15 protein-coding genes and 1 tRNA gene are annotated in these 16,789 nt (G+C 68.8%); 6 read left to right on the top strand and 10 right to left on the bottom strand.

All coding sequences use genetic code 11. The features are described 5' to 3' along the window. Positions 1 to 17: 17 nt before the first annotated feature. Genes AC1RAA_RS17960 through AC1RAA_RS17940 form a run of 5 tightly spaced genes read left to right on the top strand, consistent with a single transcriptional unit; the run spans position 18 to position 4,560 of the window. The gene (locus AC1RAA_RS17960) at positions 18 to 728 is read left to right on the top strand and encodes an ABC transporter ATP-binding protein (RefSeq protein WP_492730914.1); all 711 of its coding nucleotides are present in this window, start codon (positions 18 to 20) and stop codon (positions 726 to 728) included. A gap of 28 nt (positions 729 to 756) precedes the next feature. After that, positions 757 to 1,725 (top strand): MBL fold metallo-hydrolase, encoded by a 969-nt coding sequence (locus AC1RAA_RS17955; RefSeq protein WP_095746773.1) that lies wholly within the window; start codon positions 757 to 759, stop codon positions 1,723 to 1,725. Between the two features lies 1 nt (position 1,726). Further along, positions 1,727 to 2,650: a DMT family transporter gene (locus AC1RAA_RS17950; RefSeq protein WP_492730916.1), complete on the top strand. Its 924-nt coding sequence runs from the start codon at positions 1,727 to 1,729 to the stop codon at positions 2,648 to 2,650. A gap of 9 nt (positions 2,651 to 2,659) precedes the next feature. Next, the gene (locus AC1RAA_RS17945) at positions 2,660 to 3,844 is read left to right on the top strand and encodes an NADH:flavin oxidoreductase/NADH oxidase (protein WP_492730918.1); all 1,185 of its coding nucleotides are present in this window, start codon (positions 2,660 to 2,662) and stop codon (positions 3,842 to 3,844) included. Then, the gene (locus AC1RAA_RS17940) at positions 3,841 to 4,560 is read left to right on the top strand and encodes an EthD domain-containing protein (RefSeq protein ID WP_492730919.1); all 720 of its coding nucleotides are present in this window, start codon (positions 3,841 to 3,843) and stop codon (positions 4,558 to 4,560) included. The genes AC1RAA_RS17945 and AC1RAA_RS17940 overlap by 4 nt, the downstream gene beginning before the upstream one ends. Here AC1RAA_RS17940 and AC1RAA_RS17935 read toward each other — a convergent pair. From AC1RAA_RS17935 to AC1RAA_RS17895, 9 genes are all read right to left on the bottom strand, one after another. Continuing rightward, positions 4,523 to 4,924, bottom strand: coding sequence for a hypothetical protein (locus AC1RAA_RS17935; RefSeq protein ID WP_070062744.1), 402 nt, complete (start codon positions 4,922 to 4,924; stop codon positions 4,523 to 4,525). The two genes, AC1RAA_RS17940 and AC1RAA_RS17935, sit on opposite strands and share 38 nt — an antisense overlap. A 275-nt stretch (positions 4,925 to 5,199) precedes the next feature. Then, positions 5,200 to 5,814, bottom strand: coding sequence for an ankyrin repeat domain-containing protein (locus AC1RAA_RS17930; RefSeq protein WP_492730920.1), 615 nt, complete (start codon positions 5,812 to 5,814; stop codon positions 5,200 to 5,202). A 256-nt stretch (positions 5,815 to 6,070) separates the two neighbouring features. Next, a tRNA-Arg gene (locus AC1RAA_RS17925) sits at positions 6,071 to 6,145 on the bottom strand. A 58-nt stretch (positions 6,146 to 6,203) separates the two neighbouring features. Beyond that, positions 6,204 to 10,301: a translocation/assembly module TamB domain-containing protein gene (locus AC1RAA_RS17920; protein WP_492730922.1), complete on the bottom strand. Its 4,098-nt coding sequence runs from the start codon at positions 10,299 to 10,301 to the stop codon at positions 6,204 to 6,206. Positions 10,302 to 10,309: 8 nt separating this feature from the next. After that, on the bottom strand, positions 10,310 to 12,241 hold the full coding sequence (locus AC1RAA_RS17915; RefSeq protein WP_492730924.1) for an autotransporter assembly complex protein TamA: 1,932 nt from the start codon (positions 12,239 to 12,241) through the stop codon (positions 10,310 to 10,312). 58 nt (positions 12,242 to 12,299) lie between these two features. Then, positions 12,300 to 13,487 (bottom strand): vWA domain-containing protein, encoded by a 1,188-nt coding sequence (locus AC1RAA_RS17910; protein WP_062482585.1) that lies wholly within the window; start codon positions 13,485 to 13,487, stop codon positions 12,300 to 12,302. A gap of 25 nt (positions 13,488 to 13,512) precedes the next feature. After that, positions 13,513 to 14,100, bottom strand: coding sequence for a GNAT family N-acetyltransferase (locus AC1RAA_RS17905; protein WP_070062693.1), 588 nt, complete (start codon positions 14,098 to 14,100; stop codon positions 13,513 to 13,515). A 46-nt stretch (positions 14,101 to 14,146) separates the two neighbouring features. Then, positions 14,147 to 14,395, bottom strand: coding sequence for a hypothetical protein (locus AC1RAA_RS17900; RefSeq protein ID WP_159279304.1), 249 nt, complete (start codon positions 14,393 to 14,395; stop codon positions 14,147 to 14,149). A gap of 3 nt (positions 14,396 to 14,398) precedes the next feature. After that, positions 14,399 to 15,253, bottom strand: a complete 855-nt coding sequence (locus tag AC1RAA_RS17895; protein ID WP_070062691.1) for an AAA family ATPase — start codon at positions 15,251 to 15,253, stop codon at positions 14,399 to 14,401. Positions 15,254 to 15,403: 150 nt separating this feature from the next. Between AC1RAA_RS17895 and AC1RAA_RS17890 the strand changes: the two genes are divergently transcribed. Next, positions 15,404 to 16,096 (top strand): c-type cytochrome, encoded by a 693-nt coding sequence (locus tag AC1RAA_RS17890; RefSeq protein WP_070062690.1) that lies wholly within the window; start codon positions 15,404 to 15,406, stop codon positions 16,094 to 16,096. Between the two features lie 81 nt (positions 16,097 to 16,177). On the opposite strand, the gene pcaG is transcribed toward AC1RAA_RS17890, so the two are convergent. Beyond that, entirely contained in the window at positions 16,178 to 16,789 is a 612-nt protein-coding gene (gene pcaG / locus AC1RAA_RS17885; protein WP_492730927.1) for a protocatechuate 3,4-dioxygenase subunit alpha, read from the bottom strand.

The following is a 16,789-nucleotide window of genomic DNA, read 5'->3' as shown; positions in this document are numbered from 1 at the left end:
AGAGGACCGAAACCATCATGTTGAAAATCGAATCGGTGAAGGTCTCGTACGGCGCCATCGAGGCCGTCAAGGGCGTGAGCCTGGAAGTGCGCGCGGGCGAGGTCGTCACCATCATCGGCGCCAACGGCGCCGGCAAGAGCACGCTGCTCAAGAGCATCGTCGGGCTGGAGCCCGTGGCCGAAGGCCGCGTGCTCATCGACGGCAAGGACTGCACGCACGTGCCCGCGCACCAGCGCGTGGGCCTGGGCGTGGCGCTGTCGCCCGAGGGGCGTGGCGTGTTCCCCGACCAGACCGTGCGCGAGAACCTGATGCTCGGCGCCTACTCGCGCCGCAGCGACAAGGCCTTCGTGGAGCGCGCCATCGAACGCGAGTTCGCGCGCTTCCCACGCTTGAAGGAACGCGCGCACCAACTGTCCGGCACGCTGTCGGGCGGCGAGCAGCAGATGCTCGCGATTGCCCGCGCGCTCATGAGCGAGCCGCGCCTGCTGCTGCTCGACGAGCCCTCGCTGGGCCTGGCGCCGCTCATCATCAAGGACATCTTCGATGCCATCCGCCAGCTGCGCAGCTCGGGTCTCACGATCCTGCTGGTGGAGCAGATGGCCAAGCAGGCGCTGGGCGTGGCCGACCGCGCCTACGTGCTCGAAACCGGCTGCATCACGCTCGAAGGCTCCGGCCGCGAGCTGCTCGACAACCCCAAGGTGAAGTCCGCGTACCTCGGTACGCACTGACTTTCCCTCTCACTTCAAAGGACCACTCATGACCACCAAGAAATTCGCCAGCCAGGCCGACCTCGAAGAAAAGAAGGTCTCGTTCACCCGCCTCTCGGAGAACGCCTACGCCTACACCGCCGAGGGCGACCCCAACACCGGCGTCTTCATCGGCGACGAGGCCGTGATGGTGGTCGACACCCAGGCCACGCCCGCGATGGCGCAGGACGTGATCCGCCGCATCCGCGAAGTCACGCCGCTGCCCATCAAGTACGTGCTGCTGAGCCACTACCACGCGGTGCGCGTGCTGGGCGCGTCGGCGTACTTCAAGGAAGGCGCCGAGCAGATCCTGGCCAGCCGCGACACCTACGACCTGATCGTCGAGCGCGGCGAGCAGGACAAGGCCAGCGAGATCGGCCGCTTCCCGCGCCTGTTCCGCAACGTCGAGTCGGTGCCCGCTGGCCTCACCTGGCCCACCATGACCTTCGACGGCACGATGAGCGTGTGGCTGGGCAAGAAGCTCGAAGTGAAGATCGCGCAGGTGGGTCGCGGCCACACCAAGGGCGACACCATCGCCTACCTCGAAGACCAGAAGATCTGCTTCGCGGGCGACCTCGTCGAATACCAGAGCACCGCTTACGCGGGCGACTGCTACTTCCGCGACTGGCCCACCACGCTGGATCGCCTGGCCGGCTTCGGCTTCGAGAAGCTGGTGCCCGGCCGCGGCGCCGCACTGGAAAACGCCGCCGACGTGCGCAAGGCCATCGCCTCCACGCGCGCCTTCATCTCCGACGTCTACACGCTGGTGAACAACGGCGTGGCCGAGGGCAAGTCGCTCAACGTGATCTACAAGGAAACCGTGGCCGCGCTGCGCCCGACCTACGGCCACTGGGTCATCTTCGACCACTGCATGCCCTTCGACGTGACCCGTGCTTACGACGAGGCCACCGGCCACGTGCACCCGCGCATCTGGACGGCCGAGCGCGACATCGAAATGTGGAACGCCCTCGAAAGCTGAGGTGAACCAACCCGCGCCTTCGCACGGCGCCACGCCCGCGTCCGTGCAGGGCTGGATGCTGCTCGCGATGCTGGTGTGGGGCGTGAACGTCTCGGCCGTGAAGGCGCTCACCGGCTCCTTCGAGACGCTGCCGCTGGCGGCATTGCGCATGGGCGTGGCGTGCATCGCGCTCAGCGCCATCGTGCTGTGGCGGCGCGGCGGCGTGCCCCGGCTCACGGCGCGGCAGCTCGCGGTGATGGCGGGCTGCGCCTTCCTCATGGTCTACGGCAACCAGATCCTGTTCGCGCAGGGGCTGCTGCGTTCCACCGCCACCAACGGCGCGCTCATCATGGCGCTGAGCCCGCTGGTGTCGGCGCTGATGGCCGCGCTGGTCTTCGGCGAGCGCTTCACGGCGCGCCGCATGGTGGGCGTGGCGCTGGGCTTCGCGGGCGTGGCGGCGGTGGTGCTGAGCCACCCGGGCGCGGGACTGTCGAGCGCCGGCATCGGCGACCTGATGCTCGCGCTGTCGGTGGTGAGCTTCGCGGTCGGCGGCGCGGGCGTGCAGCGGCTGGCGCGGCAGGTCGACCCGCTGTCGATCAGCTGGGTCATCTACCTCATCGGCACGTTCATGCTCGTGGTGCACACCCTGCTCGGGCCGTCGCGGCTCGGGGCGGCGCAGCTCTTTCCCGGCCTGTGGCCGTGGGCGCTGGTGCTGTTCTCGGGCATCGCGGCCACCGCCGCGGGCAACCTCATCTGGAACCGTGCGATCTCCGTCATCGGCGTGGCGCGCACGGCCGTCTTTCTCTACTGGGTGCCGGTGTTCGGCGTGCTGTTCGCGGCGCTGCTGCTGGGCGAAGTGCTCACGTGGTGGCACCTGTTCGGCTTTGCCGCGGTGATGAGCGGCACCTGGCTCGGCACGCGGCCCGTGGCTGCGCCGGCCCCTTGATTCCTTCACATGCCTGATTCATCTCTTCCCCTGCTGTTTCAGCCCTTGCAGCTGCGCGAGCTCACGCTGGTCAACCGCATCGTCATCTCGCCCATGTGCCAGCACGCCGCCGAGCGCGGTCATGCCACGCCGTGGCACCTGGTGCACCTGGGCAAGTTCGCGCTCGGCGGCGCGGGCCTGATCCTCACCGAGAGCACCGCCGTCGATCCGCGCGGGCGCATTGGCACCGCCGACCTCGGCCTGTGGAACGACAGCCAGATCGCGCCGCTGAAGGCCGTGGTCGATTTCGTCCACGCGCAAGGCAGCGCCATCGGCGTGCAGCTGGCGCACGCGGGCCGCAAGGCCGGCAGCGAGCCGCTGTGGGAGGGTGGGGCGGCCATCGACCCGGCGCGCATGGCGGCCGACGACGAACCCTGGGAGCGCCTGGGCCCCAGCGCACTCGCGGCCGGCCCGGGCTGGTCGGCGCCGCGCGCGCTCGATGCGCAGGACATGGCCGAGGTCGTGCAGCGTTTTGTCGATGCCACCGTGCGCGCCGACCAGGCCGGCTTCGACGTGGTCGAGCTGCACTTCGGCCACGGCTACCTGGTGGCGAGCTTCCTGTCGCCCAACGCCAACCATCGCGACGACGCGCTCGGCGGCAGCCGCGAGAACCGCATGTCGCTCGCCTTGGAAATCGCGCAGCGCGTGCGCGCCGCATGGCCCGCCGGCAAGCCGCTGTTCTGCCGCCTCTCGGCCGTGGACGGCACGCTCGACGGCTGGAACCTCGACGACTCGGTGGCGCTCGCGCGCGAGCTGAAGCGCTGCGGAGTCGACGTGATCGATTGCTCGTCCGGCGGCCTCACCGAAGAGACGCGCGCACTGCCCGTGCCGCGCGGCCTGGGCTTCCAGGTGCCGTTCTCGCAGCGCATCCGGCGCGAGGCCGACGTGGTCACGCAGGCCGTCGGGATGATCGTCGACGCGCAACAGGCCGAGGCCGTGCTCGCCGCCGGGCAGGCCGACCTCGTCGCGCTCGGCCGCGAAGCCCTGTTCGACCCCTACTGGCCGCACCACGCGGCCGCCGCGCTCGGCGCCGACCCGCAGTACCAGCGCTGGCCCGTGCGCCACGGCGTGTGGCTCGCCAAACGTGCGCCCGGCCTGGCGCGTGCGCGCGCCGAAGCGCAGAACGCGCAACCCCACAAGGAGACCGACCGATGACCGAACCCACGACGACGACCCTGCGCATGGGCCTGATCCGCAAGCAGCCCGGCTGGACCGACGAGGCCTTCAGCCGCCACTGGCGCGAACGCCACGGCCCGCTCGTCGCGCGGCTGCCCACGCTGCGCGCCTACCGCCAGAACCGCGTGACCGACCGCCTGCAGCGCGGCATCGACTTCGTGCGCGGACCGTGGGACTTCGATGGTTTCTCGCAGCTGCAGTTCGATGCGGCGGCACAGGCCGATGCGGCCTTCAACACGGGTGAGCTGGCTGCAGAGATCCGCGCCGACGAGCGCCACTTCCTGGGCGGGCTGCACATCGTGACGGTCGAGCAGACCGAGGTCATCGCGCCGCCGTCGCCCGCATCGTCGGCGGGGCCGGCGATGCTCAAGCGCATCTCGACCCTGCGACGCCCGGTCGCGCAGTCGGAAGAAGACTTCCGCCGCGAATGGAAGGTGCACGCCGACCACGTGCGCCGCATGCCTGGCGTGGCCGGCTACCGCCAGAACGTGGTGGTCGCGCGCGAGTTCGAGAAGGGCACGCCCTGCGGCTACGCCGAGCTGCCGATCGACGGCATCGTGGAACTGTGGTTCGAGAACACCGACACGCTGAACGCCGCCTTTGCTTCGCCCGAAGGCCAGCGCACCATGGCGCACGCCAAGACTTTCCTGGCGGAGATCACGGCCTTTGTGGTGGAGGAGTTTCGGGTGGTGTGAAGGCCGACGCGAGCCCGTAGTGCACCGAGGTGCTCAGGGCCGGGATCACCGGGTGGTGGGAGACGGGGTGCGATGCGCGCGCGGGCACTGTGCCGATGGGTGCGATCTCGCGGGGCCGCTGCACCGGCGGGGCTTCCGGTTCGTCGCTGCGCCCGGGCGGCTCGGGCAGGAACACCCCGCGCCGCAGCGACCAGATGCAGGCGCCGAGGCGCAGCAGCTTCTCGACCTTCACGTCATGCGCCGGATCGTCCGGCGACTCCTGCGCGATCAGCTCGCCCAGCTGCGTGAGTGCATCGGCGGGCGTCATGCCGCGCCCGATCCGTGCCACTTCCACCATGGCCGCCAAGGCCTCGGTCTTGTTCATCGCTTGCCCCCTGTTGTTTGTCTCTTGCTACGAAGGGCAGCATGCCGTTACGTGGTGCATCCAAAAGTAGTCCGGCGCGCCGTCGGGTCGTAGAGGGGCGCCTTTTTCCTGCGCGGGGCGGGGCGTACGCGCATGACCCTCTGTTCCGCCGATCTACAGCCACAGGGGGCTCAGAGTGCTGGAGCGCTGCGAGGGCCCTCGCTTCGTGGCCAATGCCGTGAGACGGGTTGCCGCTCGATTCGAATCGACAAGATGGGGCCTCCTTGCAACCAGCTTTACTGTTTTCGAGCGCAGGCTCGAATCGCCTCCTGAACCTGCGGGAATCCCGAGACCGTGATCGGTCCATCGTTTCCTGGGAAGCTGTCTTCGGGTATCACCATGAGGTTGTTGGCCTTTGCGCCCGCTGCACACAACAGCTCCACCAACTCGACGTTGGGCCAAAGAGAGTGGGCGGCAATGTGCATGGGTGTCATGTTGCCCATGCCTGAGTGTTCTCGGTTGGGGTTGGCTCCCCGCGCCAACAAGAAGGCCACGACATCATTGACCCCCGAGTCACTGACCGTCGTCCAGGCTGCCCAATATGTCGCGTTCAACAACGGGTTGTTCCCGTGAGCGTTCGCAGCTTCGATGTCGGCGCCGGCGTGGATCGCCGCATCCATCTTTTCTATGAATGGACGAACATTCCTGGTGTTCTCCTTCAGTCCTGCAGCAAAGAAGTCCAGATCAATCAATCGCTGAGACGACGCAAAGTTCTGTGGCCCTTGGGCGTGTGCGGAAAAGGTTGGCCCGATGCCAAAGCTGAGGCCTAACGACATCGCAATGGCGAGAGGTTTGATTGTGCGCACGGCGCAAAGGATGCGAGATGGGAAAAGCGGTACTGAAAGCTTCATGATCGCCGTTGGTTGCTGTTGAACAGCCGGCCAATCTATCGACGGCGCCTGCAATGCTCTTCATTCGTTTGACGGGGTATTGAAGAGCGCTACCCGACGTCGCACCTGGTGCTTTTGTGGATGAACGCGTTTACCGGACGGCTGGGCGCCAAGGAGGAAAGCCAGTGGGCTTGATCGACGCCAGGAAGAGAAGCAAGGGCCACGTGTCCTGGATCTGTTTGGCCAAGCAAGGCGTTTCTGAGAATCAACGGCTTGCTGGTGCCTTCGACAGGAATCGAACCTGTATCTGAGTCTTAGGAGGACCCCGTTCTATCCATTGAACTACGAAGACGGTGTGCGCCGCTGCTGCAGCGCGGCCCGCACTTTACCAGTTTGGGGCATCCCGGCCCTCAGTCGTACTTCACCGTGTAGATCAGGTCCACCCCACTCGTCTGCCCCGCCTGGCCCCGCAGCGTGAGGCGCTTGGTCAGGTCGTAGAAGATGAAGAGGGTGCCGAAGGTGCCGCCCAGGCTGCGTTCGTAGGTGATGTAGAAGTCTTTGGACAACCGCTTGCCCAGCGTGACGGCCGACTCGCGCAGGTCGCCGCCGTTGCCGGGGCCCTTGAAGCCGAGTTCGTCCAGACCGAAGCGGCTGGCCAGGCTGCCGCCGGTGGTGGTGCCGCCGATCTTGCCGAGCAGCGACAGGGCGGCCTGCTGCAAGAGCGCCGACTCGCCACCGCTGGTGGCTGAGGCGCGGCCCAGGATGACCCATGACAGCGTCTCGGCGTCGGACAGCGCGGGCTCCGCGTAGAGCTTCACGCGCGGCGACTGCGCGGAGCCGGTGATCTGCACGCCGGCGCGCTGCGCGATGTTCGGGCGGATGGCCAGGATGTCGAGCGCGGGGTTGTCGAAGGGGCCGTTGAAGCGCGCGATGCCGGTCTCGACGTCGAGCTGCTGGCCGTAGGCGCGGTACTGGCCCTTGACGGTCTTCACCTCGCCGGTGATGCGCGGCGGCGCATCGAGGCGGGTGCTGCGGATCTCGAGTTCGCCCTCGAGCCGCGTGGTGATGCCGCGGCCCTGCACGGCGAAGTCGTCGCCCAGGTCGAAGGTGACGACGATGTCGGGCGGCTTGGCGGTCTGGGGCTTGGCGGCCTTGGCCGCCTGGGCGTCGGCCTTGGCGGACTCGCGCTGCGCGGCCTCGGCGGCGGCCTTGTCCTTGGCGGCCGAGCGCACGACGACGTCGCTGCCCAGGCTGGGCGCGGTCTCGTCGGGCAGGATGATGACGGCGCGGTCGGTCTTGAGCTTGCCGCGCACGTTGAACTGGCCGTCGTCCAGCCGCGCCTGCAGGTTGCCCGACAGCGACACCTGGCGGTCGGTGCGCACGAGCACGCGCAGGGCGCGCAGCTCGGCCTGCAGGGCCATGCGGATGCCGGTGCTGGTCGCGCTGTTGTTGCTGCCCCAGCTCAGGTCGCCGCGCGCGGTGAGCGAGCCGCCGTCGGTGCGCGCTTCGCTGGCGGCGGTGCTGCGGTTGCCGCTCTGGCCGCCGATGCGCGCGTTGCTGCCGGCGCCGCCCTTGAGCGTGAACTCGGTGATCTCCAGGCGGTCGCCGGTGAGCGAGGCGCGCAGGCGGCCGTCGCGCAGGTCGAGGCCTTCGACCGGGGCGCGCAGCGCGAGCTGGTCGGCGCCGAGCGTGCCGTTCCAGCGCGGCGCGGTGCGGCTGCCCGACAGGGTGGCGTTGGCGTCGAGCGTGCCGGCGATGCGCCAGCCGGGCGGCGCGAGCATCGACCACACGCCCAGGTTGGGCAGCGCGGCGCGCAGCGTGCCGTTCAGGGGCGCGTCGGGCGCCCACTGCCAGCCGCCGCTGCGCTGCTGCATGCGGGTGCCGAGTTCGGCGTCGAGGCGGCCGGCGCGTTCGCTGTCCCAGGCCAGGGTGGCGCGCACGGCGTCGCCTTGCGCGTCGAGCTGCAGTTCGGCGCGGCGCAGGCCGGCCGGGGTGGCGGTGACGTCGACGCCGTTGACCTCGTTCTTGCCGCTGGCCGAGCTCATGGTGCGTTCGCTCGCGGTGCCGGTCCCGGTGCTGGTGATGCGGGTGACGAGCGCGGCCTCGCCGGCCTGCACGCGGATGTCGCCGCTCTGGCGCGCGAGCCGGGCCTTGGCGCGCAGGGTGTCGCCGGCGTCGATGTCCCAGTCGCCGTTGAACAGCAGGTCGCCGCTGATGCCGAGTTCGCTCAGCGTGGCGTTGGCGCCGAACGCGCCGGCCCAGGCCATCGGCAGGCCCTGCATCTGGCCCTTGGATTGCAGGCGGAACACGCGGTTGGGCGCGGCGCCGCTCTGGTTGAAGCGCAGCGGCTGCCAGTCGATGCGCACGGTGCCGGGCAGCGGGCCGCGCAGGGTGGCGTCGGCGGCGGAGGCCTCGACGTCGAGGCGGTTGTCGGCGGCGCGCACGGTGGCCGTGACTTCGCGGCCCAGCTCCAGCACCCAGGGCCCTTGGCCGGGGCGCGCGGTGGCGGTGTCTTGAGCCTGCAGGCGCAGGCTGGCGAGGGTGGCGCGCCACTGGTTGGCGCTGGCGAGGCCGCCGCTGGCGCGGGTGTCGAGTGCCAGCTTCTGCGTGCCGGTGGTGGCTTCGCCCTTGAGCGTCAGCGTGGCCTGGGCGATGCTGCCGGCGAGGTCGGCTTGCAGTGCGCGCAATTGCACATTGGTGGCCGTGCCGCCGGGCTGGGCGGCGGGCAGGTTCAGATCGAGGCGCGGTACAGCGAGCGCGGCCTTGAGGCTGGGCTCGGCATTGCCGCGAGCAGCCGGGGCGCCGGGGTTCTCGATGCGGCGCTGCACGGTCTGCCAGCCGCCTTGCCAGCTGGCGTCGAGGCGGGCGCTGCCCTTGGCGCTGGCGTTCGCGAACACGGCCGCGAGGCCCGGCAGGCCTTGCACCCAGCGCTGCAGGGCCTCGGCGTCGTCGATGCGTGCCTGGAGGTCGCCACCGCCGGTGGTGGGCGCGATGCGGCCGTCGAGCTGCGCGCTGCCGCCCGGCAGCGAGAGGGCGAGCTTGCCGCTGGCGGCCTGCTCGGCCACGCGCACCTGCAGCTTGCCGTCGATGCTGGCGCGCATCGCTTCGACGCGCAGCGTGCGCAGGTCGAGCACCTGGTCTTTCCACTGGCCCTGCGCCAGTGCGCGGTCCAGGCCGAAGCCGGGCAGCGCCTTGCTGCCGGCGCCGCCGTTGCCTTCGGCGCGGAGGGCCACGTCGAAGACGAGGGTGTCGGAGTCTTCGGCCTGCCGTGCGCTGATCTGCCCGCCGACGGGCGCGCCCGACAGCTCGCTGTACAGCGCGCCGGGCCGCACACCGCGCACGGTGGCGCGCACCTGCCAGGGCGAGGGCGCGGGGCTCCAACTGCCTTCGGCGTCGATGCGGCCGCCGCCCGCGCGCACGGTGGCTTCGGGCACGGTCCAGGTCGTGCCGTCGAAGCCGACCTGCGCCTGGACCTGCTCGACCGGCAGCTTCTGTTCGTCCCACGGGCCGGCGACGGCGTTGCGGATGTCGGCCGAGGCCTTCCACGCGGCGGGGCCGGTGGCGGCGTCGGGCGCGAGTTCGACGGTGCCGGTGAGCCGGGTGCGGGGTGCGCCGGGCCAGAGGCTGGCGGCATCGACGTTGCGCAGGTCGGCCTTGGCGTCGACCACGGGCTGCGGCAGCCAGGGCGCGATCTGCGCGCGCAATTTGGCTTCCATGGGCGCTTCGGCGTCGGGCTCGGTGGGCTGCAGGTCGGCGGCGACCTGCAGGCGCGCCTCGGGGCCGGCCAGCGTGCCTTTCACGGAGGCCTTGGCCTGCACTTCGATGTGGCGGTCTTCGGCGAGCGGGGCCTTCACGCGGCCGTCGAGCGTGGCGTCGAGCGCCATCGGCGCCGGGCCTTGCAGCCGCACGCGGGCACTGTAGTGGCCGTCGGCGATGTCGACGCCTTCGATGTCCAGCGCGTGCTGCGCGCCGAGGTAGCTGTAGCGGCCTGCGAGGCCTTTGGCTTCCAGCGCGGGCGGTCCGGCCCAGCGCACCTCGTCGATGCGGAAGGGCACCTCGGCCACTTCGACAGGCAGCGCGATCTGCGTGAGCGGCTCGGTCGGCGCGTCGCTGGGCGGGCCGCGGCGCTCGATCGACAGGCTTGCGGCGTGGATCTCGCCGAGCTGCACCTTGCGCTGGAACAGCGGGGCGAGCTGCCAGCCGAGCGTGGCGTCGTTCACCTCGACCGCGAGGCTCTCGCTTTGCCACTTGAGCCAGCCGATGCGGCCGCCGGTGCGCAGCGAGCCGGTCACGTCGCGGCTCTCGAGCGTCTGGCCCGCGGGCAGGCGCTGCGCGGCCTGGGCGAGTGCGAAGGCCAGTGATGTGTTCGAGCCGAGCCACCACCAGGTGCCTGCGGCGAGCAGCAGCACGACGAGCAGCAGGCCCGCCAGCGTCCAGCCCAGCACGCGCAGCACGCGGCGGGTGCGCGAGCGGGGACGGGGCGTGGCTGTGGTGGGCGTGGACGGCATGAAGCGGGTCAGAAGGTGAAGCCGAGACGGAAATGCAGGCGGAATTTCTTCGAGTCGACGCCGTAGGCCAGGTCGGCCTGCACCGGGCCGACCGGGCTGCGCCAGCGCGCGCCGACACCCACGCCTACCTTGGGCTTGAGTTCGCCGGGCTTGTCGGCCACGGCGCCGGCATCCACGAACACCACGCTCTCCCATTCGGTGAGCTTGTCCTTGTAGACGAAGGGGCGCTGCCACTCGAGGCTGGCCACGCCCAGGTAGCGGCCCGCCACGGTCTTGCCGTCGGCGCGCACGGTGCCGATCTGCTTGTAGCTGTAGCCGCGCACGGTGGTGTCGCCGCCGGTGAGGAACATCAGCGTGGACGGGATTTGCGCGCTGTCCTTGGCCGCGACGGCGCCGGCCTCGAGGCGCATCTGCAGCCGGCTGCGGCGCGCGCGGGCGTTCCTGTCGTCGGCCGCGCCCAGCGGCAGCACGCCGAGAAAGCGCGCGTAGGTGCGCGTGAAGGGCACCTGCTGGCCGGTGAGCGTGTAGCCCGCGGCCATTTCGAGCGCCAGGCCGTAGCCGCGCGAGGGCGCCGCGTTGTCGTCGAAGTAGCGCCCGGTCCAGCCCCAGTTGGCGGTGACGGCCGAGGCCGAGGGCGGCGCGTCGGTGCCGCGGTTGTGGGCGTAGTCGTACTGCAGGAAGTAGCTGCGGTCGATGTGGTCGCTCGACTTGTTGCGCCCGCCGCGCAGCCGGCCGCTGTCGACCACGTAGCTGCCCGACTGCTCGCTCTTGAGTTCGCCGCCGGCGAACCAGCGCCAGCCGCGGTCGTCGGGCACGGCGTTCCACTCGGTGCCCAGCGACTGGATGTCGTTGTCCAGCGAGAGCCGCGACACCGCGCGCCAGCCGAGCAGCGGCATGCGGTTGTGGGTGTGGTCGATCGACAGGCGCGGGCCGTTGTCGGTGGTGAAGCCCACGCCCATCACCACCTTCTGCAGCGGCGCCTCGCGCAGCTGCGCGATCACGGGCGCGGCCAGCGGCGTGTGGCTGTCGGTGTCGAGCGTGAGGAACACCGAGTCGTAGTAGCCGCTGCTGGCCAGGCGCTGCTGGGCGTCGAGCAGCTTCTGCTGGTCGTAGTCGGTGCCGGTGGGCAGGCGCGCGATGCGGCGCGCGGCGTCGGCGTCGTAGCGCTCCACGCCGCGCAGCACCAGCGGGCCGAACTTGTAGGCGGGGCCTGACTGGTAGGTCACGCCGAGGCGGGCCTCGTGGCGGTCGGCGTCGATCTCGGCGCGGCTGATTTCCACGCTGCCGGTGGGAAAGCGTTTGGCCGTGAGGCTGCGCAGCGCGGTGGTCTTGGCGTCGTCCCACGCGCCTTGCGTGAAGGGCTCGCCGGCACGCAGCGCCCAGCCGGTGCGGATGGCGTCGCGCTGCGCTTCGGCAGTGGGGTCGTTGGCGATCTGGCCGGCGTAGCGGATCTGCACGGTCGACACTTTCGTGCGCTCGCCGGGCGCCACGGTGATGACGACCTCGCGCGGGGCCTCGGTGCTGTCGGGCGTTTCGTTGAGTTCGAGCGTGAGCGTGGGCGTGAAGTAGCCCAGCGTGCCCAGCAGCTCGCGCGCATTGGCCTCGGCCGCGACCATGAGGCGCGAGACCTCGGTCACGCCCAGGTCGTCGAGCTCGCGGTAGCGCTGGATCTCGAGGTGGCGCGCGAGGTAGTCGCGCTCGGTTTCGGGGCCGCGCACGTCGACGCTGAAGGCGTTGCGCCGGCCGTCGGCCTTGGCCTTGTCGTCGTCCTTGGCGGTGTCTCCGTTGCTGTCGCCGCTGCGCACCACGCCCGCGGTGGACGCGCCCGTGTCCGCCGCCTCTTTTTTGGGCAGCAGGCTGCAGCCTTGCAAAAGCAGGACGCCGGAAAAAAGCAAAGCCGGCCACAACGCCGGCGAAAGAACGGATGCCACCCTGACCATGGGGGCATTCTGACAGCACCCGTGTGGCGGCTGCCCCCCACTTGTGCGGGGCCGCGGGTTACTTGGACAGCATGCGCATCGCCTCTTCGAGGCCGCGCAACGTGAGCGGGTACATGCGGTTGGACATGAGCTGCTGCATCACCGCGATGCTCTGGCGGTACTGCCACACCCCCTGGGGCTCGGGGTTGATCCAGGCGAACTTGGGGAAGGTGTGCGTGAGGCGCTGGATCCATTCGGCGCCGGCCTCTTCGTTGTTGTATTCGACGCTGCCGCCAGGTTGCAAGATTTCGTAAGGACTCATCGTGGCGTCGCCCACGAAGATCAGCTTGTAGTCTTTGTTGTACTTGCGCAGGATGTCCCAGGTCGCGAACTTCTCGGAGAAGCGGCGCTTGTTGTTCTTCCACATGAAGTCGTAGACGCAGTTGTGGAAGTAGTAGAACTCCAGGTGCTTGAACTCGGTCTTCACGGCCGAGAACAGTTCTTCGACGCGCTGGATGTGCTCGTCCATCGTGCCGCCCACGTCCATGAGCAGCAGCACCTTGACGTTGTTGTGGCGCTCGGGCCGCATCTTGATGTCGAGGTAGCCGGCGTTGGCGGCGGTCGAGTGGATGGTGTTGTCCAGGTCGAGCTCTTCCTCGTGGCCTTCGCGCGCGAACTTGCGCAGCCGGCGCAGCGCGACCTTGATGTTGCGCGTGCCCAGTTCCTGCGTGTCGTCGTAGTCCTTGTAGGCGCGCTGGTCCCACACCTTCACGGCGCTGCGGTTCTTGCCCGCGCCGCCGATGCGGATGCCCTGCGGGTTGTAGCCGCCGTTGCCGAAGGGCGAGGTGCCGCCGGTGCCGATCCACTTGCTGCCGCCTTCGTGGCGTTCCTTCTGTTCTTCGAAGCGCTTCTTGAGCGTTTCCATGAGCTCGTCCCAGCCCATCTTCTCGATCTTGGCCTTTTCTTCGGCCGTGAACTCGCGCTCCAGCGTCTTCTTGAGCCAGTCGAGCGGCACTTCCTTCGTGAAGTCGGTGAGCATCTCGACGCCCTTGAAGTAGGCGGCGAAGGCACGGTCGAACTTGTCGTAGTGCTTCTCGTCCTTCACGAGCGCGGTGCGCGAGAGGTAGTAGAAGTCGTCGATGCCGTAGGCGCCATCGGAGTTCGGGCCCACCACGTCGGACTTGAGCGCCTCGAGCAGCGTGAGGTATTCCTTGACCGACACCGGCAGCTTGGCCGAACGCAGGGTGTAGAAGAAGTCGATGAGCATGGGGTGCGCTCCTTGTGTGTCGTCGTCAGTCGCGCGGCTTGTCGAGCAGGTACTGCAGCTGGGCCTTCACCTCGGGCCATTCGCCCGCGCGCAGGCTGTACATGACGGTGTCGCGGATGGTGCCGTCGCGGCGCATCACGTGGCCGCGGATCACGCCGTCTTTCTTGGCGCCCAGGCGCTCGATGGCGCGCTGCGAGGCGAAGTTGAAGTTGTCGGTGCGCCAGCCCACCACGTTGCAGCCCAGCGTGTCGAACGCGTGCGTGAGCATCAGCAGCTTGCAGGTGGTGTTGACGTGGGTGCGCTGGCAGCGCTCGGCGTACCAGGTGTAGCCGATCTCGACGCGCTTCACGCCCGGCAGGATGTCGTGAAAGCTCGTGCTGCCCAGCACGGTGCCGGTGGCTTCGTCGGTCACGGCGAAGGCGAAGCGGTCGGCCGTCTTGAGGGCGGTCTCGATGTAGGCGCGCGTGTCCTGCGGCTCGGGCACGGAGGTGACGCGCAGCTTCCACAGCGCGCCGTCGGCGGCCGCGGCGCGCAGGCCGTCTTCATGGGTGAGTGCCAGCGGCACGAGCGCGAGGCCGCGGGCCTTCAGCGTGACGGGTTCGACGAACGCCATGTGCAAACTCTCCGTGTCTCCGTACAGGTCTCGGTGGATCTGGGGCTCAGCCGCGCGGGTCGCCGTACTTGTGCACGTACCACGCACGCGCGGCCTGTGCACCGGCGCCGCCGCCCAGGCCGATCAGCGCAATGCCGACGATCTCGCGCGTGCCGTACTTGCTGTCGGTGCCGAAGGCGTCGAGCCCGAGCAAGAGCCCGATCCCGCGCCCGATCAGCGCGCCCACCACGAACAGCACCGCCTGGGCGATGCCCAGCTTCATCAGCTGCCTGGTGGAATGCGGTTGCCGGCTCATGGCCTAGCGGTTGTTGCGTTGCATGAAGACGAGCTTCTCGAACAGGGTCACGTCCTGCTCGTTCTTGAGCAGCGCGCCCACCAGCGGCGGCACGGCGACCTTGTCGTCCTTGCTCTGCAGGGCTTCGAGCGGAATGTCCTCGGCCACGAGCAGCTTGAGCCAGTCGAGCAGCTCGGAGGTCGAGGGCTTCTTCTTCAGGCCGGGCAGGTTGCGCACGTCGTAGAAGGTCTTCATCGCCGACGTGAGCAGCTCCTGCTTCAGGTTCGGGAAGTGCACGGCGACGATGTGCTTCATCGTCTCGGCATCGGGGAACTTGATGTAGTGGAAGAAGCAGCGGCGCAGGAAGGCGTCGGGCAGTTCCTTCTCGTTGTTCGAGGTGATGAACACCAGCGGACGGTGCTTGGCGCGGATGAGCTCGCGCGTCTCGTAGCAGTAGAACTCCATGCGGTCGATTTCGCGCAGCAGGTCGTTCGGGAATTCGATGTCGGCCTTGTCGATCTCGTCGATCAGCAGCGCGACCGGCTTGTCGGCCGTGAAGGCCTGCCACAGCACGCCCTTGACGATGTAGTTCTGGATGTCCTTCACACGCTGGCCGCCGTCCACGTCGGCCAGTTGGGAGTCGCGCAGGCGGCTCACGGCGTCGTATTCATACAGGCCCTGTTGCGCCTTGGTGGTCGACTTGATGTGCCACTGCAGCAGCGGCATGTCGAGCGCTTGCGCCACTTCCTCGGCCAGCATGGTCTTGCCGGTGCCGGGCTCGCCCTTGACGAGCAGGGGGCGCTGGAGTGTGATGGCCGCATTGACCGCCAGCATCAGGTCCTGAGTGGCGACGTAGTTGTCTGAGCCCTTGAATTTCATGAGTGGAGCGGAGGCAGGGTGGAGAAAAGAACACACTCGATCTGCATTGCGCAGTCTCTTGTGCAGCCCGCGCGAGGTTCCCGTGGGACCCTTGCATATAATCGAATGTTGATTCGAAAAACTGTATCTCCACGAGATTGTGCGCGCAAAATGAACAAGTTGTTGACCACGATGTTTGCCCTTGCTGTCGCTTGCGTGACGGTCTCGGCCCAAGCCCAACAAGTCACTGGCAAGGCCCAGGACGGAGCCAAGAAGGTCCAGATGTGCGTGGGTTGCCACGGCATCATCGGCTACCAGGCGAGCTTCCCCGAGATCCACAAGGTGCCGATGATCGCGGGCCAGAGCGCCACCTACATCTCGGCCGCGCTCACCGCGTACAAGGGCGGTGACCGCAAGCACCCGACGATGCGCGCCATCGCCGACAGCCTCACCGAACAGGACATCGCCGACCTCTCGGCCTACTACAGCCAGCTGGGCGTGAAGGAAGGCGACGCGCCTGCGGCCACACCGGCCAAGGCCGCGTCCGAGAACGTCCAGGCGCTCATCGCGCGCGACAAGGACAACAGCTGCACCAAGTGCCACGGCGCCAACTTCAACACGCCGAACGACGGCACCGTGCCCAAGCTGGCCGGCCAGCACGCCGACTACCTGTTCGTGGCGCTGAAGTCGTACCGCGTGAAGAACAACCCCCACCTGGGCCGCTCCAACGCCGTGATGGCCGCACAGGTCGAACCCAAGAAGTTCACCAACGCCGAGCTGAAGACGCTGGCCACCTACATCAGCTCGCTGCCCGGCGAACTGAAGGTCGTGCCTGAATCGCGTCTGCATCACGCGCCCCAGTAAGCAGGGCCAGTCCGAAAGACTGGTGCCCCAAAGAAAAAGCCCGCATCAGCGGGCTTTTTTTCGTCCGGATTTTCCCGGGGGTCAGACGTCGAAGAAGGCCGTCTCGTCCGCGCCCTGCATGCGGATGTCGAAGCGGTACGTCACCGCGCCGCCTTGCTCCACGCGCTCGGCGACCAGCGTGTGGCGGCGATCGGCCGGCACGCTCTGCAGCACGGCGTCCTTCGCATTGGCTTCGGCCTCGTCGCTGAAGTACACGCGCGTGAAGGCATGCAGCAGCAGGCCGCGCATCAGCACAATCACGTTGATGTGCGGGGCTTCGCCGGGCGTTTCGGCGCCGGGCTTGACGGTGTGGAACACGAAGCGGTTCTGCGCGTCGGTGCCCGTGCCGACGCGGCCGAAGGCGCGAAAGCCCAGGGCGCGCGCCTCGTCGGGCGTCTGCGGGTAGCGGCCTTCGCCGTCGGGCTGGCTGATCTCGACCAGCGCGTCGTTGATCGGGTTGCCGTCGCCGTCGATCACGCGGCCTTCGAGGCGGATGCGCTGGCCGCTGGCGGTGTCCAGTGCCAGCACGGCGTCGAAGGGCTGGTTGAAGTTGTAGCCGTACTGCGTGGCGGTGAGGCCGTAGGCGAAGTAGGGGCCCACGGTCTGCGAGGGGGTCTGGCCGAAGTCGGCTTCCTGTGCGGTCATCAATGGCAT

This window comes from Variovorax sp. GW823-FHT04F07 (assembly GCF_058795995.1).
The sequence above is the reverse complement of the archived record's forward strand: the minus strand, read 5'-3'. Positions and strand labels throughout refer to the sequence as shown.

Coding starts and splice junctions, on each gene's coding strand:
- AC1RAA_RS17960 (WP_492730914.1), top strand. CDS start 18: ATGTTGAAAATCGAATCGGTGAAGGTCTCGTACGGCGCCATCGAGGCC.
- AC1RAA_RS17955 (WP_095746773.1), top strand. CDS start 757: ATGACCACCAAGAAATTCGCCAGCCAGGCCGACCTCGAAGAAAAGAAG.
- AC1RAA_RS17945 (WP_492730918.1), top strand. CDS start 2,660: ATGCCTGATTCATCTCTTCCCCTGCTGTTTCAGCCCTTGCAGCTGCGC.
- AC1RAA_RS17940 (WP_492730919.1), top strand. CDS start 3,841: ATGACCGAACCCACGACGACGACCCTGCGCATGGGCCTGATCCGCAAG.
- AC1RAA_RS17935 (WP_070062744.1), bottom strand. CDS start 4,924: ATGAACAAGACCGAGGCCTTGGCGGCCATGGTGGAAGTGGCACGGATC.
- AC1RAA_RS17930 (WP_492730920.1), bottom strand. CDS start 5,814: ATGAAGCTTTCAGTACCGCTTTTCCCATCTCGCATCCTTTGCGCCGTG.
- AC1RAA_RS17920 (WP_492730922.1), bottom strand. CDS start 10,301: ATGCCGTCCACGCCCACCACAGCCACGCCCCGTCCCCGCTCGCGCACC.
- AC1RAA_RS17915 (WP_492730924.1), bottom strand. CDS start 12,241: ATGGTCAGGGTGGCATCCGTTCTTTCGCCGGCGTTGTGGCCGGCTTTG.
- AC1RAA_RS17910 (WP_062482585.1), bottom strand. CDS start 13,487: ATGCTCATCGACTTCTTCTACACCCTGCGTTCGGCCAAGCTGCCGGTG.
- AC1RAA_RS17905 (WP_070062693.1), bottom strand. CDS start 14,100: ATGGCGTTCGTCGAACCCGTCACGCTGAAGGCCCGCGGCCTCGCGCTC.
- AC1RAA_RS17900 (WP_159279304.1), bottom strand. CDS start 14,395: ATGAGCCGGCAACCGCATTCCACCAGGCAGCTGATGAAGCTGGGCATC.
- AC1RAA_RS17895 (WP_070062691.1), bottom strand. CDS start 15,253: ATGAAATTCAAGGGCTCAGACAACTACGTCGCCACTCAGGACCTGATG.
- AC1RAA_RS17890 (WP_070062690.1), top strand. CDS start 15,404: ATGAACAAGTTGTTGACCACGATGTTTGCCCTTGCTGTCGCTTGCGTG.
- pcaG (WP_492730927.1), bottom strand. CDS start 16,789: ATGCCATTGATGACCGCACAGGAAGCCGACTTCGGCCAGACCCCCTCG.